Annotated in this window: 12 protein-coding genes; 1 reads left to right on the top strand and 11 read right to left on the bottom strand. The window is 64.0% G+C overall.

Translation table 11 applies throughout. The annotated features are described in order from the left end of the window. Nucleotides 1-83: 83 nt before the first annotated feature. Together glyA and B015_RS0127250 are read right to left on the bottom strand one after the other, a co-directional pair. Entirely contained in the window at nt 84-1,388 is a 1,305-nt protein-coding gene (gene glyA, locus B015_RS0127255) for a serine hydroxymethyltransferase (protein ID WP_040457384.1), read from the bottom strand. Nucleotides 1,389-1,405: 17 nt separating this feature from the next. Next, nucleotides 1,406-4,006: a phosphoenolpyruvate carboxylase gene (locus B015_RS0127250; protein WP_245262424.1), complete on the bottom strand. Its 2,601-nt coding sequence runs from the start codon at nt 4,004-4,006 to the stop codon at nt 1,406-1,408. Between the two features lie 470 nt (nt 4,007-4,476). Between B015_RS0127250 and B015_RS31700 the strand changes: the two genes are divergently transcribed. Beyond that, nucleotides 4,477-4,851 (top strand): hypothetical protein, encoded by a 375-nt coding sequence (locus B015_RS31700; RefSeq protein WP_157632934.1) that lies wholly within the window; start codon nt 4,477-4,479, stop codon nt 4,849-4,851. A 154-nt stretch (nt 4,852-5,005) separates the two neighbouring features. Here the strand turns inward: B015_RS31700 and B015_RS0127240 are convergent, their stop codons facing one another. The 9 genes from B015_RS0127240 to B015_RS0127200 form a co-directional block, all read right to left on the bottom strand. After that, nucleotides 5,006-5,638, bottom strand: a complete 633-nt coding sequence (locus tag B015_RS0127240; RefSeq protein WP_018430933.1) for a sarcosine oxidase subunit gamma family protein — start codon at nt 5,636-5,638, stop codon at nt 5,006-5,008. Continuing rightward, a complete protein-coding gene (locus B015_RS0127235) occupies nt 5,631-8,552 on the bottom strand; it encodes a sarcosine oxidase subunit alpha family protein (RefSeq protein ID WP_051092016.1) in 2,922 nt (973 codons plus the stop codon). Before B015_RS0127235 ends, B015_RS0127240 begins: the two co-directional genes overlap by 8 nt. Nucleotides 8,553-8,692: 140 nt before the next feature. After that, complete coding sequence (locus tag B015_RS0127230) at nt 8,693-8,992, bottom strand: sarcosine oxidase subunit delta (protein ID WP_018430931.1); 300 nt, start codon at nt 8,990-8,992, stop codon at nt 8,693-8,695. Nucleotides 8,993-9,009: 17 nt separating this feature from the next. Further along, entirely contained in the window at nt 9,010-10,263 is a 1,254-nt protein-coding gene (locus B015_RS0127225) for a sarcosine oxidase subunit beta family protein (RefSeq protein WP_018430930.1), read from the bottom strand. A 79-nt stretch (nt 10,264-10,342) separates the two neighbouring features. After that, nucleotides 10,343-11,686, bottom strand: a complete 1,344-nt coding sequence (glnT, locus tag B015_RS0127220; RefSeq protein ID WP_018430929.1) for a type III glutamate--ammonia ligase — start codon at nt 11,684-11,686, stop codon at nt 10,343-10,345. A gap of 27 nt (nt 11,687-11,713) precedes the next feature. Continuing rightward, complete coding sequence (locus tag B015_RS0127215) at nt 11,714-13,042, bottom strand: FMN-binding glutamate synthase family protein (RefSeq protein WP_018430928.1); 1,329 nt, start codon at nt 13,040-13,042, stop codon at nt 11,714-11,716. Between the two features lie 8 nt (nt 13,043-13,050). Continuing rightward, the gene (locus B015_RS0127210) at nt 13,051-13,788 is read right to left on the bottom strand and encodes a GXGXG domain-containing protein (RefSeq protein WP_018430927.1); all 738 of its coding nucleotides are present in this window, start codon (nt 13,786-13,788) and stop codon (nt 13,051-13,053) included. A gap of 4 nt (nt 13,789-13,792) precedes the next feature. Further along, on the bottom strand, nt 13,793-14,689 hold the full coding sequence (locus B015_RS0127205) for a glutamine amidotransferase family protein (RefSeq protein ID WP_026227795.1): 897 nt from the start codon (nt 14,687-14,689) through the stop codon (nt 13,793-13,795). 332 nt (nt 14,690-15,021) lie between these two features. Then, nucleotides 15,022-15,759, bottom strand: coding sequence for an XRE family transcriptional regulator (locus B015_RS0127200; RefSeq protein WP_018430925.1), 738 nt, complete (start codon nt 15,757-15,759; stop codon nt 15,022-15,024). Nucleotides 15,760-15,880: the final 121 nt, after the last annotated feature.

Here is a 15,880-nt window from a genome sequence, read left to right as displayed (position 1 = left end):
GGCTCGCCACCGAAATCAGCGTTTCCAGTTGAGCCGATCCAACCTGATGTCACCTCGCCATGCCCGCTCTCCAGCGACAGGAATCAGTCGTAGATTCGGAATCGTCCGACCAGATCGTGCGTTTCTTCGCGCACCGCGGCCTCGATCTTGGCGTTTCCGGCCTCGCCATTGGCAGCCAGCCCGTCGATGACGGCCATGGTCATACGGCCGACCTGCCGGAATTCCTCCGCCATGAAGCCGCGTGTCGTACAGGCCGGCGTCCCGAGCCGCACGCCCGAGGTCACCATCGGTCCCTGCGGGTCGAAAGGAATGCCGTTCTTGTTGCAGGTGATGTAGGCGCGGCCGAGGGCCGCCTCCACCGCCTTGCCGGTCAGGTTCTTGCGACGGAGATCGACCAGCATCAGATGCGTGTCGGTACCGCCTGAGACAATGTCGACCCCACCCTCCTGCAGCGTTTCGGCCAGCACCTTGGCGTTGGAAACGACGTTGGCGGCATAGACCTTGAACTCGGGCGTCAGCGCCTCGCCGAAAGCCACCGCCTTGGCGGCGATGACGTGCATCAGCGGACCGCCCTGCAGGCCGGGGAACACGGCCGAATTGATCTTCTTGCCGATCTCCTCGTCGTTGGACAACACCATGCCGCCGCGCGGACCACGCAGCGTCTTGTGCGTGGTGGTGGTGACGACATGGGCATGATCGAGAGGATTGGGGTGTACGCCGCCGGCAACGAGGCCGGCGAAATGCGCCATGTCGACGAACAGCTTGGCGCCTACCTCGTCGGCGATCTCGCGGAATGCCTTGAAGTCGATGATGCGCGGATAGGCCGAGCCGCCGGCCAGGATCACCTTTGGCTGATGCTTCTTGGCGAGGTCGCGCACCTCGTCCAGGTCGATGCGATGCGTGTCGGGCTTGACGCCGTAGGACACGACGTTGAACCACTTGCCCGACTGGTTGACCGGGGCGCCATGGGTCAGGTGACCGCCGGCCGCGAGGTTGAGACCGAGGAACGTGTCGCCCGGCTGCATCAGCGCCATGAACACCGACTGGTTGGCCTGGCTGCCGGAATTCGGCTGCACGTTGGCGAACGTGCAGTTGAACATCGTCTTGGCGCGCTCGCGCGCCAGATCCTCGATCTCGTCGACATAGGCGCAGCCGCCATAGTAGCGGCGGCCGGGATAACCCTCGGCGTATTTGTTGGTCAGCACCGACCCTTGCGCTTCGAGCACCGCTTTCGAAACGATGTTCTCGGAAGCGATCAGCTCGATCTCGTCGCGCTGGCGGTTGAGCTCGCGGTTGATCGAGTCGTTGACGGCGGGGTCGGCCTGGGCCACGCCGGTGCGGAAGAAGTGACGGGCGCTGCCAATGCCGGGTCTTGCGGGGATGTTCATCTCGGTCCTCCTGAAGGTCATCCGGTCCAGCCGAGGCCGGCGGAAATGCAATTGATCGAAAGCAAAAGCGCGTTGACCGCGCGCTTGGGCTTGGCGGTCGCGCCGTCCTGGGTGCGCACCTCGCGCAACAGCTGGACCTGGAGCCGGTGGATCGAATCCATCTGCGGACGGATGCGGTCGAAATGGCGCTTGAAGGCCGGGAAGCGCTCGGACAATTTGAGCCCGCCATTGACCTCTGAGATCATCCTGCGGGTCAGGGCGTATTCCGCCGAGATCTTGCGGTAGATGCGCTCGCCGACCTCACGATCCTGCACCAGCCCAGCATAGAGCCCGCCAATGTCCATGTCGGTCTGATAGAGCCCCTTGTCGACCTCGTCGACGACGAGGCGGAAGAAGCGCGAGCGCTCGAACATCTGGCGCAAAAGGTCGAGGCCGGCATCGCCACGGACATTGACGAAGGAATTCAGCGCGCTGCCGATGCCGTACCAGTTGGTCATGATGTGACGGTTCTGGCTCCAGGCGAAGACCCAGGGTATGGCGCGCAGGTCGGAGATGTCGCGGGCACCGAAGCGGCGGGCCGGACGCGACCCGATCTTGAGCAACGACAACTCCTCAACCGGGCTCGCCTGGTTGAAATAGTCGATGAAACCCGGCTCGTTGATGAGGCCCGAATAGGAGGCCTGCGACATGCCGGTCAGCGCTTCCAGCGCCTCGCTGAACTCCGGATTGTCCTTGAGCTCGGCCTCGTTCTGCGACTTGACCGAATGGGCAAAGACGCTCGCGGCAAGGATTTCCAGCTGGTAGAGGCCGGTGCCGCGATTGGCGAATTTGGACGACACGACCTCGCCCTGCTCGGTTACGCGCATGGCACCGCCGATGGTGCCCGCCGGCTGGGCCGCGATCGCCCTGCCCGTCGGTGCGCCACCGCGGCTGACCGAGCCGCCACGTCCGTGGAAGAAACTGATCCTGACCTTGCGCTTGGTGCCAAGCGCGGTGATGCGGCGCTGGGCCTTGTTGAGCTCCCAGTTGGAAGCGAGGAAACCGCCATCCTTGTTGCTATCGGAGTATCCGAGCATCACCTCCTGGCGGTTGCCGAAATCGCGCACCGAGCGGCGGACGATCGAGACACCCAGAAGCTGGTCGAGAATGTCGGGCGCGGCGCGCAGATCAGCGATGGTCTCGAAGAGCGGCACGACGCGCAGATTGATCGTGCCGCTGCCATCGAGCGCGGTTGCCAGCCCCGCATATTGCGCAAGCAGGTAGACGGCGAGAAGGTCGTCGCTCGACCGCGTCATCGACAGGATGAAGGCGCCGACCGCACCACCGTTCATGGTTGTCGTGGCGTCGCGGATGACGTCGAAAAGATCGAGCAGCTCGCGCGCTTCGTCCGACAGCTTCTGGCGATCGACCTCAAGCTGTTCGCCTGAATGAAGGGCAGCGCGGATGCGCGCGCCCCAGGCGGGCGATCCCTCCGCCGGTGCGGCCTGGCCGTCCGTCGTCTTGAACAGCTCTGCCAGCACCCGGTTCACGACCGTCGAATTTTGCCTGATGTCGAGCGACACCGTGCGGAAGCCGAAGCTTTCGACCTGCTGGCGCAGCGGCCGCACGAAACGCCGCGACACCAGGTTGCCGCCGATTGCGCAGAGCACGTTTTCGAGGTCGCGCAGGTCCGACTTGAACGCTTCGGCGCGGGTGTAGGGCTTGGCCGAAGCTTCACCGCGCATGGCCAGCAGCCGCTCCAGCATGGCAGCAGCAAACTGGCGCAGCGGTTCGTCGGGATTGCGCGCGACGATCTCGGAAGCGGCATGGGTGCGATGCAGCGCACGCGCCAGCGCCCTTGAAAAATCCTCGGGGATGTCGACGACATTGGCACTGACGCTAAGCACGGTCAGCAGCCGACGAACCTGGCTGACGTACCAGCCGATGATCGCCTGGCGGCATTCGGTCAGCGCGTAGGCCGTGAGCTTCGCGGTGACGTTCGGGTTGCCGTCGCGGTCGCCGCCGATCCATGACGCATAGCGCATGAAGGACGGGACCTTGACGTCATATTCGGGATAGTGGCGCGCCAGCGCGTCCTCAACTGCGTCATAGAGCTTGGGTGTCGCTTCGAAGATAACTTCGCGGAAGAAGTGCAGGCCCCAGGCGATCTCGCGTTCAACCGACGGACGCTCGAGTCTGAGTTCGCCCGACATCCAGAGGATCTCGATCTCGCTCTTCAAGTCGTCTATCAGTTGCTCACGCTCGCGCGGCGACCAGCGCTGCTGCTCGAGCTCGGTCAGCTTGCGATAGATGCGGCGATGGATTTCAAGCACGGTGACACGCTTGGCCTCGGTCGGATGTGCCGTCATCGTCGGACCGACGCTTAGGGCGTCGAGGGTGGCCTGGATGTCCTCGGCCGGGTAGCCGGCGGCGGCGATCTCGCCGACCACGTTGGAGAAGGAACCGACCACTTCGTCGGCGCCGCCCATCTGCTCCATCTCGCGGCGCGAGCGCATGGCGAGCAACTCGTTGGCGATGGCCGCAAGCTGGAACCAGATGCCCGTCGCCTGCAGCGCCGGAATGCGCTGGCTCGCGGCAAGCGCATCAAGGCTGACGCGGCCGGTCAGAATGTCGGCCACGCCCGGCTCCCGTGCACTCACGACCGACATCAGCAGCCTGAACAACAGGCTGCGGACATCCTCGCGAAAGCTGAGCGGTCTGCTTTCCTCCACAGCGACACCCGTTCGTCTCGTGTTGACCGGATGCGACTTCGGCGAGCCGCGTTATCCCGGAATGCTGTTTCCCGAGATGAAGCTGACAGGCTTTGTCTGTCTTTGAAAACGCCCGGACGGGTAGATTTCCCATTCGTTCGGGTGGTGCCCGGCTTGGCCGAATGATGACATCCCCTGCCCATTTCGGACTGTCGTGCCGGACGCATCAGGGATTGTTTGCGGGGACGCTGATTTCGTCTGTTTTCCAGTGGACGCAACTTAACTCATGTGCAACTATCTTGCCTGTTATGCAAATACGGGAGGCACATGAAAGTGGGGTCCTATACCGCGATACAGAACGCCGCAGCACGAGCCGAAGGCCGTTGAGGAGAACGAACATGCATAAAGTGCTGCCGGAACTTTACGAGGGCCATGCGCCCATCACGCTCCACAATGCCTTCCACGATGCGCTCGAAGCGCTTGAGGAATGGAAGGAAGGCAATGAAGAGCCTCTTGTAGCCGTTGACGGCTACAACGTCCCCATCAGCCACGTCTTTGCGCGAATGAGCGCCTGTACTGATCTCCTGCCGCTGCGGACCCGCGATGTGCTCGAAACCATCGTCGACAAGGGTTCTTTCCGCGCTTCGGGCGGTTCGCTTTATGCCGACGGCGCCAAGCTGGTGATGCCGATCTGCGTCGAGCGCATGACGCTGTCGCTGCTGCGTCCCAGCGCCTCGGTGATCCAGCTGCGCAAGTCCTGCGTCGACGCCTGAGCATAGTGACCAATCTGCGGACCGCCGCGCCCTGCGCGGCGGCTTTGCCTTACCCGCGACACGGGACCGGCAACAGCAATCTTCTCCAAAATCGAAGTCAATGAAAAAGCCCCGCCAGATGGACGGGGCTTTCTGCATTTCGTGTCAGGCTGGCTCAGGCCGCGCGGGCACTCGAGGCTTCGACGCCATATTCCAGCGACGAGTCCAGGATCACATGCCACAGGCTGTCTGCGAAGCTGGTAAAGACCAGCATGCTGTAGACGGGGGTGCCGTCGGCACCATTGGCATCGCGCCAGAAGTTGACGGCGGTGTGATCGACCGACGTGTTTGCGGAGCTGCCAACCGGAAAGACGCTGTCGTGCAGGTCCAGCGACGAGAACTTGGCGATAGCATCACGGGCACGCGGGCCCGAAACGCGGATCAAGCAGCGGCCGTCGCACTGATCCGACAGAGACGCCGAGCCGGCAAACGCCTTGGTCATCGCTTCCAGCTGGGCTGCTTCGTCGCTGCGCGGAGCAAAGACCGTGAACTGGTCGGGGCCCGACCAGACGAGCGTCGCACCCTTGCCGCTGACGGCCTTGGGCGATACCGGCGGCTCCACGCCAAACAGCTTCTTTGCCGCCTTGGCGGTTTCGGCAGCCTTGCCGCGGCGCGCCATGACCTGCATCAGCACGATATCGCGCATCTCGGTGAGGGTCACGCCGGCCGTAGCGCCAGCCGCGCCATGGCGGCCGGGAACGAGTGCCTTTTTCAGCGGCGATTGGGTGGTCCAGGAAAAATCAGCCACGCTGGCGCACTCCCTCGGGATCGTAGAAGACAGGGCTGCAGATCTCGGCGTCGTAATCCTCGCTCCGCAGCGGATCGTGGATGCGCACGATCTCGCCGGTACGCTCGCGTCCGCGCTCGACCAGGCCGAGGCCGATCCACTGCTGCATCATCGGCGAGTAACAGACCGAAGTGACATAGCCCTGGTCGGTTGCAGGACCGGGAATGGCACCCTTGGGGATGACATGCGCGCCCGAGCGCAGCCTGCGCTTGGTGTCGACAGGCTTGAGTCCGACCACGACCTGACGGTCGGGTGCGGTCAGTCCGGGTCGACCGGCCATGACACGGCCGATGAAGTCCTTCTTCTTGGACATCATCTTGCCGAGGCCGAGGTCGTCGGCGGTCGTCGTGCCGTTGAGCTCGGGACCGGCGACATGGCCCTTTTCGATGCGCATCACGCCCAGCGCCTCCGTACCGTAGGGCACCACGCCATAGGGTTTGCCGGCGATCATCAGGTTCTCTGCCATCGCCGCGCCATAACGCGCCGGCACCGAGATTTCGAACGCCATTTCACCCGAGAACGAGATGCGGAACAGGCGGGCTGTCACGCCGCCGCGCAGCTTGACCTCACGGGCGCCCATGAAGGGGAAGCCCTCGTTGGACAGGTCTTCGCTCGGGTCGACCAGCGCCTGCAGAAGCTTGCGCGTGTTCGGTCCGGCGATAGAGAACTGCGCCCATTGGTCGGTCGCGCTGGACAGTTGCACGTCGAGTTCGGGCCACAGCACCTGGCGGCAGAATTCGAGATGCGCCATGACAGGGCCGGCCTTGGCCGTCGTCGTGGTCAGGAAGTAGTGGTCCTCGGCGAGACGCGACGTCGTGCCGTCGTCCATCACGATGCCGTCCTCGCGTAGCATCAGTCCGTAACGAGCCTTGCCGACACCGAGCGCCGAGAAGGCATTGATGTAGACGCGGTCGAGGAAGGTGCCCGCGTCGGCACCGCGCACGTCGACCTTGCCGAGCGTCGACACGTCGCAGAAGCCGACGCCGTTACGAACGGCGAGCACTTCGCGGGTGACCGACTCCAGCCAGTCCTTTTCGCCCGTTACAGGATACCACTGCGCGCGTTTCCACAGTCCGGTGTCGACGAACGTGGCACCGCGGGCGGCAGCCCAGTGGTGCGACGGCGTCAGCCGCCAGGCGTGGAAATTCTCGTCGCGGTGATGGCCGGCGAGCGCGCCGATGGCAACCGGCGCATAGGGCGGACGATAGATCGTCGTGCCCGTCTCCGGGATGGTCCTGCCGGTGGCAGCGGCCATGATGGCGAGACCGTTGATGTTGGAGGTCTTGCCCTGGTCGGTGGCCATGCCGAGCGTGGTGTAGCGCTTGAGATGCTCGACGCTTTCGAAGCCTTCGCGCTGCGCCAGCGTCACGTCGGATGCAGTCACATCGTGCTGGAAGTCGACGAAAGCCTTGCCCTTGGCCTTGACCTGCCACAGCGGCGAGATCGCATAGGTTTCGTCGCCTGCTTCCGAAGCTTCGCCGGCATTGCCCGAGGCACCGCATTCGGCGGCGGCTGCTGCACCCGCTGAATGGCCGTCGCGCAGGCAAGCACCGAGCGAGAACTCACCGTTGGCGGCCCCGGCCGTGACCATGCCCTTGGGCGCGTCACCCGGCACGAAGGCGGCGATGTCGTCGCGCCAGACCGGCCTGCCGCGATGGAAGCAGGACAGGCCGACATTGGGATTCCAGCCGCCCGAAACGGCGAGGCAATCGGCGTCGATCTGCTGGGTGCGGCCGTCACGGTCGGTGACAACGATGCCACGCACGCCGTCAACGCCGCCCTTGACGCCGCTGACGCCGCCCGAGAGCACGCGCAGGTCGGAAAGCTCGGCCACCGCCTGATACTCCGACGGCACGCGGCCGCGCGGATCGATGACGGCAGCAATGTCGCCGCCGGCTTGCTGGATCGCCTCGACAGTGCGCCAGCCATCGTCATTGTTGGTGAACAGCGCCACCTTGCGGCCGGGCATGGCCGCAAAGCGATTGACATAGGTGCGCACGGCGGACGCCATCATGACGCCCGGGCGATCATTGTCCGGGAACACGATCGGCCGCTCGATGGCGCCTGCAGTGACCACCGAGCGCTTGGCGACGATGCGCCAGACGCGCTGCCGCACCTGATGTGGGCCGGGCATCGGCACATGGTCGTTGACGCGCTCGAGCGCGGCGTGGACGCCGCCGTCATAGACGCCGAACAGCGCCGTGCGGGTCATGACGCGGACATTTGCCATAGCGTCGAGCTCGGCGCTCGTCCGGCGCACCCACTCCTCGGCATGCATGCCGTCGATCTCGCCGCCATCGCTGAGCAGGCGGCCGCCGACCTGGCTGTCCTCTTCGACCAGGATGACACGCGAGCCGGCACGGCCGGCGGCAAGGGCTGCCGAAAGACCGGCAGGACCGGCGCCGACAACCAGCACATCGCAATGCGCCCAGGCCTTGTCGTAGTGATCGGGATCCGGCAGCTCGGCGCTCTTGCCGAGGCCGGCAGCGCGACGGATCATCGGCTCGTAGATCTTCTCCCAGAACTTCGCCGGCCACATGAAGGTCTTGTAGTAGAAGCCGGCGACGAAGATCGGCGCGGCCAGCTGGTTGATCGACATGAAGTCGCGGCGCAGCGACGGCCAGCGGTTCTGGCTCTGGGCGATCAGCCCGTCATAAAGCTCCTGCGTGGTGGCGCGTGTGTTGGGCTCCTTGCGGGCGCCGGTGCGCATTTCAACCAGCGCGCTCGGCTCTTCCGAGCCAGCGGTGATGATGCCGCGCGGGCGGTGATACTTGAACGAACGCGCCACCAGCTTGACGCCGTTGGCAACGAGTGCGGAGGCCAGCGTGTCGCCGGCAAAGCCGGTCATGGTGGCACCGTCGAAGGTGAACTGCATCGGCACCTTACGGTCGATCAGGCCACCGCTGCGCAGGCGGTGCGACTGGCTGGCCGCAGCGGCCTGGCTGCGGGCGCTGGTAGCGCCGTCGGCAGCCACTGTCCTGCCGAGCGGCTCGGATTGGGAATAGCCCGACATGGTCACTCTCCTGCCTGCGCCGGCTTGGCGGCGCCAGCACCTGGCGCTGCCTTCACCGAAATGAATTCGTGGGTGACCGTGTTGCGCTCGGCGACCAGCCAGGAGCGGCAGCCGCCGCCATGGTACCAATATTCGCGCATCACGCCGGCAACGTTGTCGCGCAGATAGACGTAATCGTAGAAGGCGTCCTCGACGACTTCGCCGCCGTCGATTGCGAAGTTGGGGCGCTTGGGAGAGGCGTCGCCGAGATAGGTGAACTCGCCGTTTTCACGCTCGCCGCAGAAGGGACATGCAATACGCATTTCCTGTAGTCTCGCTTTCAGTGCAGGTTTGGCTGGGCGCCCTGGCCCTTTTCGTCGATCATCGCGCCGCGGCGGAACCGGTCGAGCCGGAAGCGTGCCGCCTCATGGTGCGGCTCGTCGCGGGCAAGCAGATGGGCAAAGACCAGGCCGGACGCCGGCGTCGCCTTGAAGCCGCCATAACACCAGCCGGCATTGAGATAGAGGCCGTCGACAGGTGTCTTGTCGATGATCGGCGTGCCGTCCATCGACATGTCCATGATGCCGCCCCACTGGCGCAGCATGCGCACGCGGCCGATCATCGGCATCACCGCCATCCCGCCTTCGCAGACGTCTTCGACGACAGGCATGTTGCCGCGCTGGGCGTAGGAATTGTAGCCGTCGAGGTCGCCGCCGAAGACGAGGCCGCCCTTGTCGGACTGGCTGATGTAGAAGTGGCCAGCGCCGAAGGTGATGACACCAGGGATCAGCGGCTTGATCGCCTCGGAGACGAAGGCCTGCAGCACGTGGCTCTCGATCGGCAGCTTCATGCCGGCCATGGCCGCAACCTTCGAAGTGCTGCCGGCGACCGCCATGCCGACCTTGCCGGCGCCGATCCTGCCGCGTGTGGTTTCCACGCCGGTGACCTTGCCGTTCTGGTCGCGAACGAAGCCAGTGACCTCGCAATTCTGGATGATATCGACGCCACGCTGGTCGGCGGCGCGGGCGTAGCCCCACACCACGGCATCGTGTCGGGCAGTGCCGGCGCGGCGCTGCAGCAGGCCGCCCATGATCGGGAAGCGCGCATTGTCGTAATTGAGGAACGGCAGTTCCTTGCGGATCTGCACGGCATCCAGCAGCTCGGCATCAATGCCGTTGATGCGCATGGTGTTGCCGCGGCGGGCAAAAGCGTCGCGCTGGGCATCTGAATGGTAGAGGTTGATGATGCCGCGCTGGCTGACCATCGCGTTGTAGTTCAGGTCCTGCTCCATGCTCTCCCACAGCTTCATCGACAGCTCGTAGAAGCCGGTATTGCCGGGAAGCCCATAATTGGAGCGGATGATGGTGGTGTTGCGCCCGGCATTGCCGGAGCCGATCCAGCCCTTTTCCAGCACCGCGACATTGCGGATGCCGTATTCGCTGGCGAGAAAATAGGCCGTCGCCAGCCCGTGGCCGCCGCCGCCGATGATGACCACGTCGTAGTGGCTTTTGGGTGCCGGATCGCGCCAGGCCCTGTCCCAGCCCTTGTGGCCTGACAGTGCCGCCTTGGCGAGTGAGAAGATCGAATATTTCATCGCATGAGTTCCGGCGAATTTTGACAAATGCTGGGCCGTCGCCCGGCCCGAAGGCCGGGCGCTGAGCCGTGCTGGTGTCCTAGACGTCCAGCGTGTGGTCGCGCTCCCACTGGGTGAAGTGCGAGGCGTAGGAGTTCCACTCCTGGTGCTTCAGCTTGATGTAGGCGGCGGAGAAATCCTCGCCCATCGCAGCCTTCAGTTCGCCATCCTCGTCATAGGCACGAAGCGCGTCGAGCAGGTTGAGCGGCAGCTTGGCACCGTGCGTGACGGTGTGGCCTTCGCGATACATGTCGACGTCGCTGCGCGGGCCGGGATCGGCCTTCGAGCGGATGCCCGAGAGACCGGCGGCGATGATAACAGCCTGCATCAGATAAGGGTTGGCCGCACCGTCGGGCAGGCGCAGCTCGAAGCGGCCGGGGCCGGGCACGCGCACCATGTGGGTGCGGTTGTTGCCGGTCCACGTCACCGTGTTCGGCGCCCAGGTGGCACCGGAGACGGTGCGCGGGGCGTTGATGCGTTTGTAGGAATTGACGGTCGGGTTGCAGATCGCGGCGAGCGCCGAGGCGTGCTTCATGATGCCGCCGAGGAAATAGCGGCCCTTCTCCGACAGACCCAGCTCCATGTTCTTGTCGGCAAAGGCGTTCGACTTGCCCGCGAGATCCCACACCGAGATATGGGCGTGGCAGCCGGAGCCGGTCAGGCCCTGGAACGGCTTGGGCATGAAGGTAGCGCGCAGGCCGTGCTTTTCGGCGATCGAGCGCACCATGAACTTGAAGAAGGAGTGCTTGTCGGCGGTCTGGAGAACGTCGTCATACTCCCAGTTCATCTCGAACTGGCCGTTCGCGTCCTCGTGGTCGTTCTGGTAGGGCTTCCAGCCGAGGTCGAGCATGGCATCGCAGATTTCGGCGATGACGTCAAAGCGGCGCATCACCGCCTGCTGGTCGTAGCAGGACTTGGCGGCGGTATCGTACTCGTCGGCGATCTGATTGCCATCAGGCGTGGTGAGGAAGAACTCCGGCTCGACGCCGGTCTTGACGCGCATGCCTTCCTTGGCGGCTTCGGCGACGAGGCGCTTCAGCGTGTTGCGTGGCGCCTGGGCCACGCCCTTGCCTTCCATCAGGCAGTCCGATGCGAGCCAGGCGACTTCCGGGCGCCAGGGCAGCTGGATCACCGAGAGCGGATCCGGCACCGCCAGCATGTCCGGGTGGGCCGGCGTGAGGTCCAGCCAAGTGGCGAAGCCGGCAAAGCCGGCTCCATCCTTCTGCATGTCCGAAATGGCCTGGGCAGGCACCAGCTTGGCGCGCTGGCCGCCGAACAGGTCCGTATACGAGACCATGAAGTACTTGATGTTGCGAGTTTTCGCGAACTCGCGGAGATCTGTCACCTCGGACTGATCGATTTTGCCTTCGAAGGCGGTTCCCATGAATTGCTCCTCCCAATCCTTATGGTTTTAAAAGGCACCCTTCCCAGGTACCCAGCTCGTTCCCGCAAGCGGTACGCCAGCCATGGCGGCCGCCTCGATCGTAAGAGCGCAAAGGTCCTCAGGCTCGAGATTGTGCAGGTGATTTTTGCCGCAGGCACGGGCGATGGTCTGTGCCTCAAGCGTCATGACCTTCAGGTAATTCGCCAGACGGCGGCCCGCCGCGATCGGATCGACGCGCTTCATCAGCTCGACGTCCTGCGTGGTGATGCCGGCCGGGTCCTTGCCCTCGTGCCAGTCGTCGTAAGCGCCGGCAGTCGTGCCGAGCTTCTGGTACTCTTCCTCCCAACGCGGATCGTTGTCGCCAAGGGCGATGAGAGCCGCGGTTCCGACGGATACTGCATCGGCACCAAGCGCCAGCGCTTTGGCCACGTCGGCACCATTGCGTATGCCACCGGAGACGATCAGCTGGACCTTGCGGTGCATGCCGAGATCCTGAAGCGCCTTAACCGCCGGACGAATGCATGCGAGCGTCGGCTGGCCGACATGCTCGATGAACACTTCCTGCGTGGCAGCGGTGCCGCCCTGCATGCCGTCGAGCACGACGACGTCGGCGCCGGCCTTCACTGCAAGTGCCGTGTCGTAGTAGGGGCGTGCGCCACCAACCTTGACGTAGATCGGCTTTTCCCAGTCGGTGATCTCGCGGATTTCGAGGATCTTGATCTCGAGATCGTCGGGACCGGTCCAGTCGGGGTGACGGCAGGCCGAGCGCTGGTCGATGCCCTTCGGCAGCGTGCGCATCTCGGCGACGCGGTCGGAGATCTTCTGGCCGAGAAGCATGCCGCCGCCGCCCGGCTTGGCGCCCTGACCGACAACGATTTCGATGGCATCGGCGCGACGCAGGTCACGCGGGTTCATGCCGTAGCGCGACGGCAAGTATTGATACACCAACTGCTTGGAATGGCCGCGCTCTTCCTCGGTCATGCCGCCGTCGCCGGTGGTGGTCGATGTGCCGGAGAGCGTCGCGCCGCGGCCGAGGGCTTCCTTGGCCGGCCCCGACAGCGAGCCGAAGCTCATGCCGGCAACCGTGATCGGGATCTTCAGCTCGATCGGCTTCTTGGCATAGCGGGTGCCGAGCACGACGGAGGTATCGCAACGCTCGCGATAGCCTTCGAGCGGATAGCGCGAGATCGAGGCGCCAAGGAACAGCAGGTCGTCGAAATGCGGAACCTTGCGCTTGGCGCCCGAGCCGCGGATATCGTAGATGCCCGTCGCTGCGGCGCGACGGATTTCAGACATCGCGTATTCATCGAAGGTCGCTGACTTGCGCGGCGTCGTCGGAGGATTGTGGTAGGTCATTTTGGTCCTCAGTATGCGTCAGCGTTGTCGATGTTGAAGTTGTAGAGGGTGCGTGCCGAGCCGTAGCGCGTGAACTCCTCCGGCTTGACGTCGGCGATGCCGGCGCGCTCGAGCAGGTCCTTCAGGATGGCGATGTGCTCGGGGCGCATCTCCTTCTTGATGCAGTCGGCGCCGAGGCTCTTGACCGAGCCGCGCACGAACAGGCGAGCCTCGTAGATCGAGTCGCCAAGCGCATCGCCTGCGTCGCCGAGAACCACCAGGTTGCCGGACTGGGCCATGAAGGCCGACATGTGGCCGATATTGCCGCGCACGACGATGTTGATGCCCTTCATCGAGATGCCGCAGCGCGACGAGGCGTTGCCCTCGATGACCAGCAGGCCGCCGCGGCCGGTGGCGCCGGCATACTGGCTGGCGTCGCCCTTCACGACGATCGTGCCCGACATCATGTTTTCGCCGACACCGGGACCAGCCGAGCCGTGCACGGTGATGGTGGCGTTCTGGTTCATGCCGCCGCAATAGTAGCCGACGGAGCCCTGAACATCGATCGAGATCGGGTGCTCGGCGCCCACTGCTACTGCATGGCTGCCCTTCGGGTTGATGACTTCCCAGTTCGGTTCGCCGGCGGCATCCTTCACTTCGTGGAGCGCCTGGTTGAACTCGCGCAGGGTCTTCTTCGACAGATCGAAGACCTTGGGCTGGTAGTTGACCTCGTGCAGGGGGGCCGTCGCAAGATTCGTTGAATGCATAGTCTCAGTGCTCCCAGAAATAGACGGTGGACGGTTCCGGCTCCCAGACCCGGGCTTCCTCGATCCCGGGCAGGCTGGCCAGCGCGCGATACTCGGAACCGAAGGCGACATACTGGTCGGTTTCGGCCATGACGGCGGGCTTGCAGGAGATCGGATCGCGGACGACGCCGAAGCCGTTCTTGGTGCCGACGACGAAGGTGAAGAAGCCGTCGAGATCGTTGAGGCTGCTTTCCAGCGCCTCACCGAGGTTTTGGCCGTGGGCGATCTTCGACGACAGATAGGCGGCCGCGACCTCGGTGTCGTTCTCGGTCTCGAAACGCATGCCGTCGCGGATCAGCTCGCGGCGCAGGTTGTTGTGGTTCGACAGCGAACCATTGTGAACCAGGCACTGGTCGGGACCGGTCGAGAACGGGTGGGCGCCGAGCGTGGTGACCGCGGATTCGGTTGCCATGCGGGTATGGCCGATGCCGTGGCTGCCGCTCATCTTGGTGACGTCGAAGCGCTTCACCACTTCGACTGGCAGACCCACTTCCTTGTAGATCTCGATGGCTTCGCCTGCACCCATGACGCGGACGTTGGGGCGCAGTTCGGCGATGGCGGCGCGTGCTTCCTCGAGCTTGGCAGCGGGTACGTCGAGAACGGCATGCGTCGACTTCACGGTCGCCGACACCTTGGTGCCGAGCTTCTTGCCGAGTTCAGCATCGAGGCCTTTGAAATCCTGCTCGGGCGACGCCGACTGGATCGTGATCTTGCCCTGGCCCTTCGCGCCAGCGCCATAGATGGCGATGCCGGCGCTGTCCGGACCGCGGTCCGTCATGGTTACGAGCATTTCGGACAGCAGCGCGCCCAGCTGGGGCTCAAGCGACTTGTCCTTCAAAAACAGTCCTACAATTCCGCACATCCCGGTTTCCTCCACTCATTGGCTGCCTGTGACAAAAGCTAGCAGGTTCCCGAGGGCAATTCAACTGTGATGAATTTTTTATTCCTGTAGAAAAACAACAGCGCATGATGACCGGAGCCCAGCCGGCAAACAGGTGCGCGCGCCAAATCCGTACGGGGCTTTCCCGACAGAGAACGAGCATTATCCCTGGTGAAATGATCTGGCGTCACAGCAGCCAGCCTCGCCTCAGATGGGCGGCGCGGCGTCACCGGCGGGACGTCAAAACGACAGCGGCCCGGAAAACCGGGCCGCTATCAAGCATCAGAAAAACAGAGATAATTCGACTGTTCCGATCAGTCGCTACCGCGACCACGCGGATAGGAGATGATTGACAGGTACTTGATCGGCAGCTGGGTCAGTTCCTCCGGCCCGTGCGGAGCGTCGGCGTCGAAGAACAGGCTGTCACCAGGGGTCATGCGGTAGAGGTTGTTGCCATGACGGTAAACCACCTCGCCCTCGAGCATGTAGAGAAATTCCATGCCGTCGTGCTGGAAGGTCGGGAAGACATCGGAATCTTCACTGAGCGTGATGAGATAAGGCTCGACCGTCACGCCTGACGTGTCCGAACCGATGTGCCCGAGCAGCGTATACTGGTGACCCGCACGTGTGCCGCGGCGCTCGACATCGACGCCCTCGCCCGCCTTGACGAAGACGGCGTTGCGCTCCTCCTCGAAGCGGCGGAAGAACGAGGTCAACGGCACGCCCAGCGCCCGCGACAACGATTGCAGGGTGGTCAGTGACGGGGATGTGATGCCGTTCTCGATCTTCGACAGCATGCCGAGCGAAATGTCGGTTGCAGCTGCCAAATCGGCAACCGTGATGCCGAGTTTCTTGCGGAAGGCGCGCACCTCATGGCCGATCGCGACTTCGAGTACCTTTTCGCGGGTGTCGCGAACGGCGTGCGGATCCTGATGCAGCGGCGAAACGCGCGCCAAAGCGGCCTTTGCGACGGCGGCCGGCACATCGACATGCGATTCCTTGCCGTTTTTCCTCGAAGTCGCCTGCTTTTCCGCGGCCTTTGCCTTCGCCATGTCGTTGCCACCCGCTGCTGATCGCTGAATCTATTTCACCGACAGTAAACATTTTCAGCAGCGGAAACAACAGGTACGAAAGTTGACCTTGGGCAAAGGAGCTCAACCAGACAGCGGCGGC

The sequence above is a fragment of the Hoeflea sp. 108 genome, from assembly GCF_000372965.1.
Taxonomy (GTDB): Bacteria; Pseudomonadota; Alphaproteobacteria; order Rhizobiales; family Rhizobiaceae; genus Aminobacter.
The sequence above is the reverse complement of the archived record's forward strand: the minus strand, read 5'-3'. Positions and strand labels throughout refer to the sequence as shown.

Excerpts from the sequence above, each read along its gene's own strand:
- glyA (WP_040457384.1), bottom strand. The coding sequence starts at position 1,388 with ATGAACATCCCCGCAAGACCCGGCATTGGCAGCGCCCGTCACTTCTTC.
- B015_RS31700 (WP_157632934.1), top strand. The coding sequence starts at position 4,477 with ATGCATAAAGTGCTGCCGGAACTTTACGAGGGCCATGCGCCCATCACG.
- B015_RS0127235 (WP_051092016.1), bottom strand. The coding sequence starts at position 8,552 with ATGCAGTTCACCTTCGACGGTGCCACCATGACCGGCTTTGCCGGCGAC.
- B015_RS0127230 (WP_018430931.1), bottom strand. The coding sequence starts at position 8,992 with ATGCGTATTGCATGTCCCTTCTGCGGCGAGCGTGAAAACGGCGAGTTC.
- B015_RS0127225 (WP_018430930.1), bottom strand. The coding sequence starts at position 10,263 with ATGAAATATTCGATCTTCTCACTCGCCAAGGCGGCACTGTCAGGCCAC.
- glnT (WP_018430929.1), bottom strand. The coding sequence starts at position 11,686 with ATGGGAACCGCCTTCGAAGGCAAAATCGATCAGTCCGAGGTGACAGAT.
- B015_RS0127215 (WP_018430928.1), bottom strand. The coding sequence starts at position 13,042 with ATGACCTACCACAATCCTCCGACGACGCCGCGCAAGTCAGCGACCTTC.
- B015_RS0127210 (WP_018430927.1), bottom strand. The coding sequence starts at position 13,788 with ATGCATTCAACGAATCTTGCGACGGCCCCCCTGCACGAGGTCAACTAC.
- B015_RS0127205 (WP_026227795.1), bottom strand. The coding sequence starts at position 14,689 with ATGTGCGGAATTGTAGGACTGTTTTTGAAGGACAAGTCGCTTGAGCCC.
- B015_RS0127200 (WP_018430925.1), bottom strand. The coding sequence starts at position 15,759 with ATGGCGAAGGCAAAGGCCGCGGAAAAGCAGGCGACTTCGAGGAAAAAC.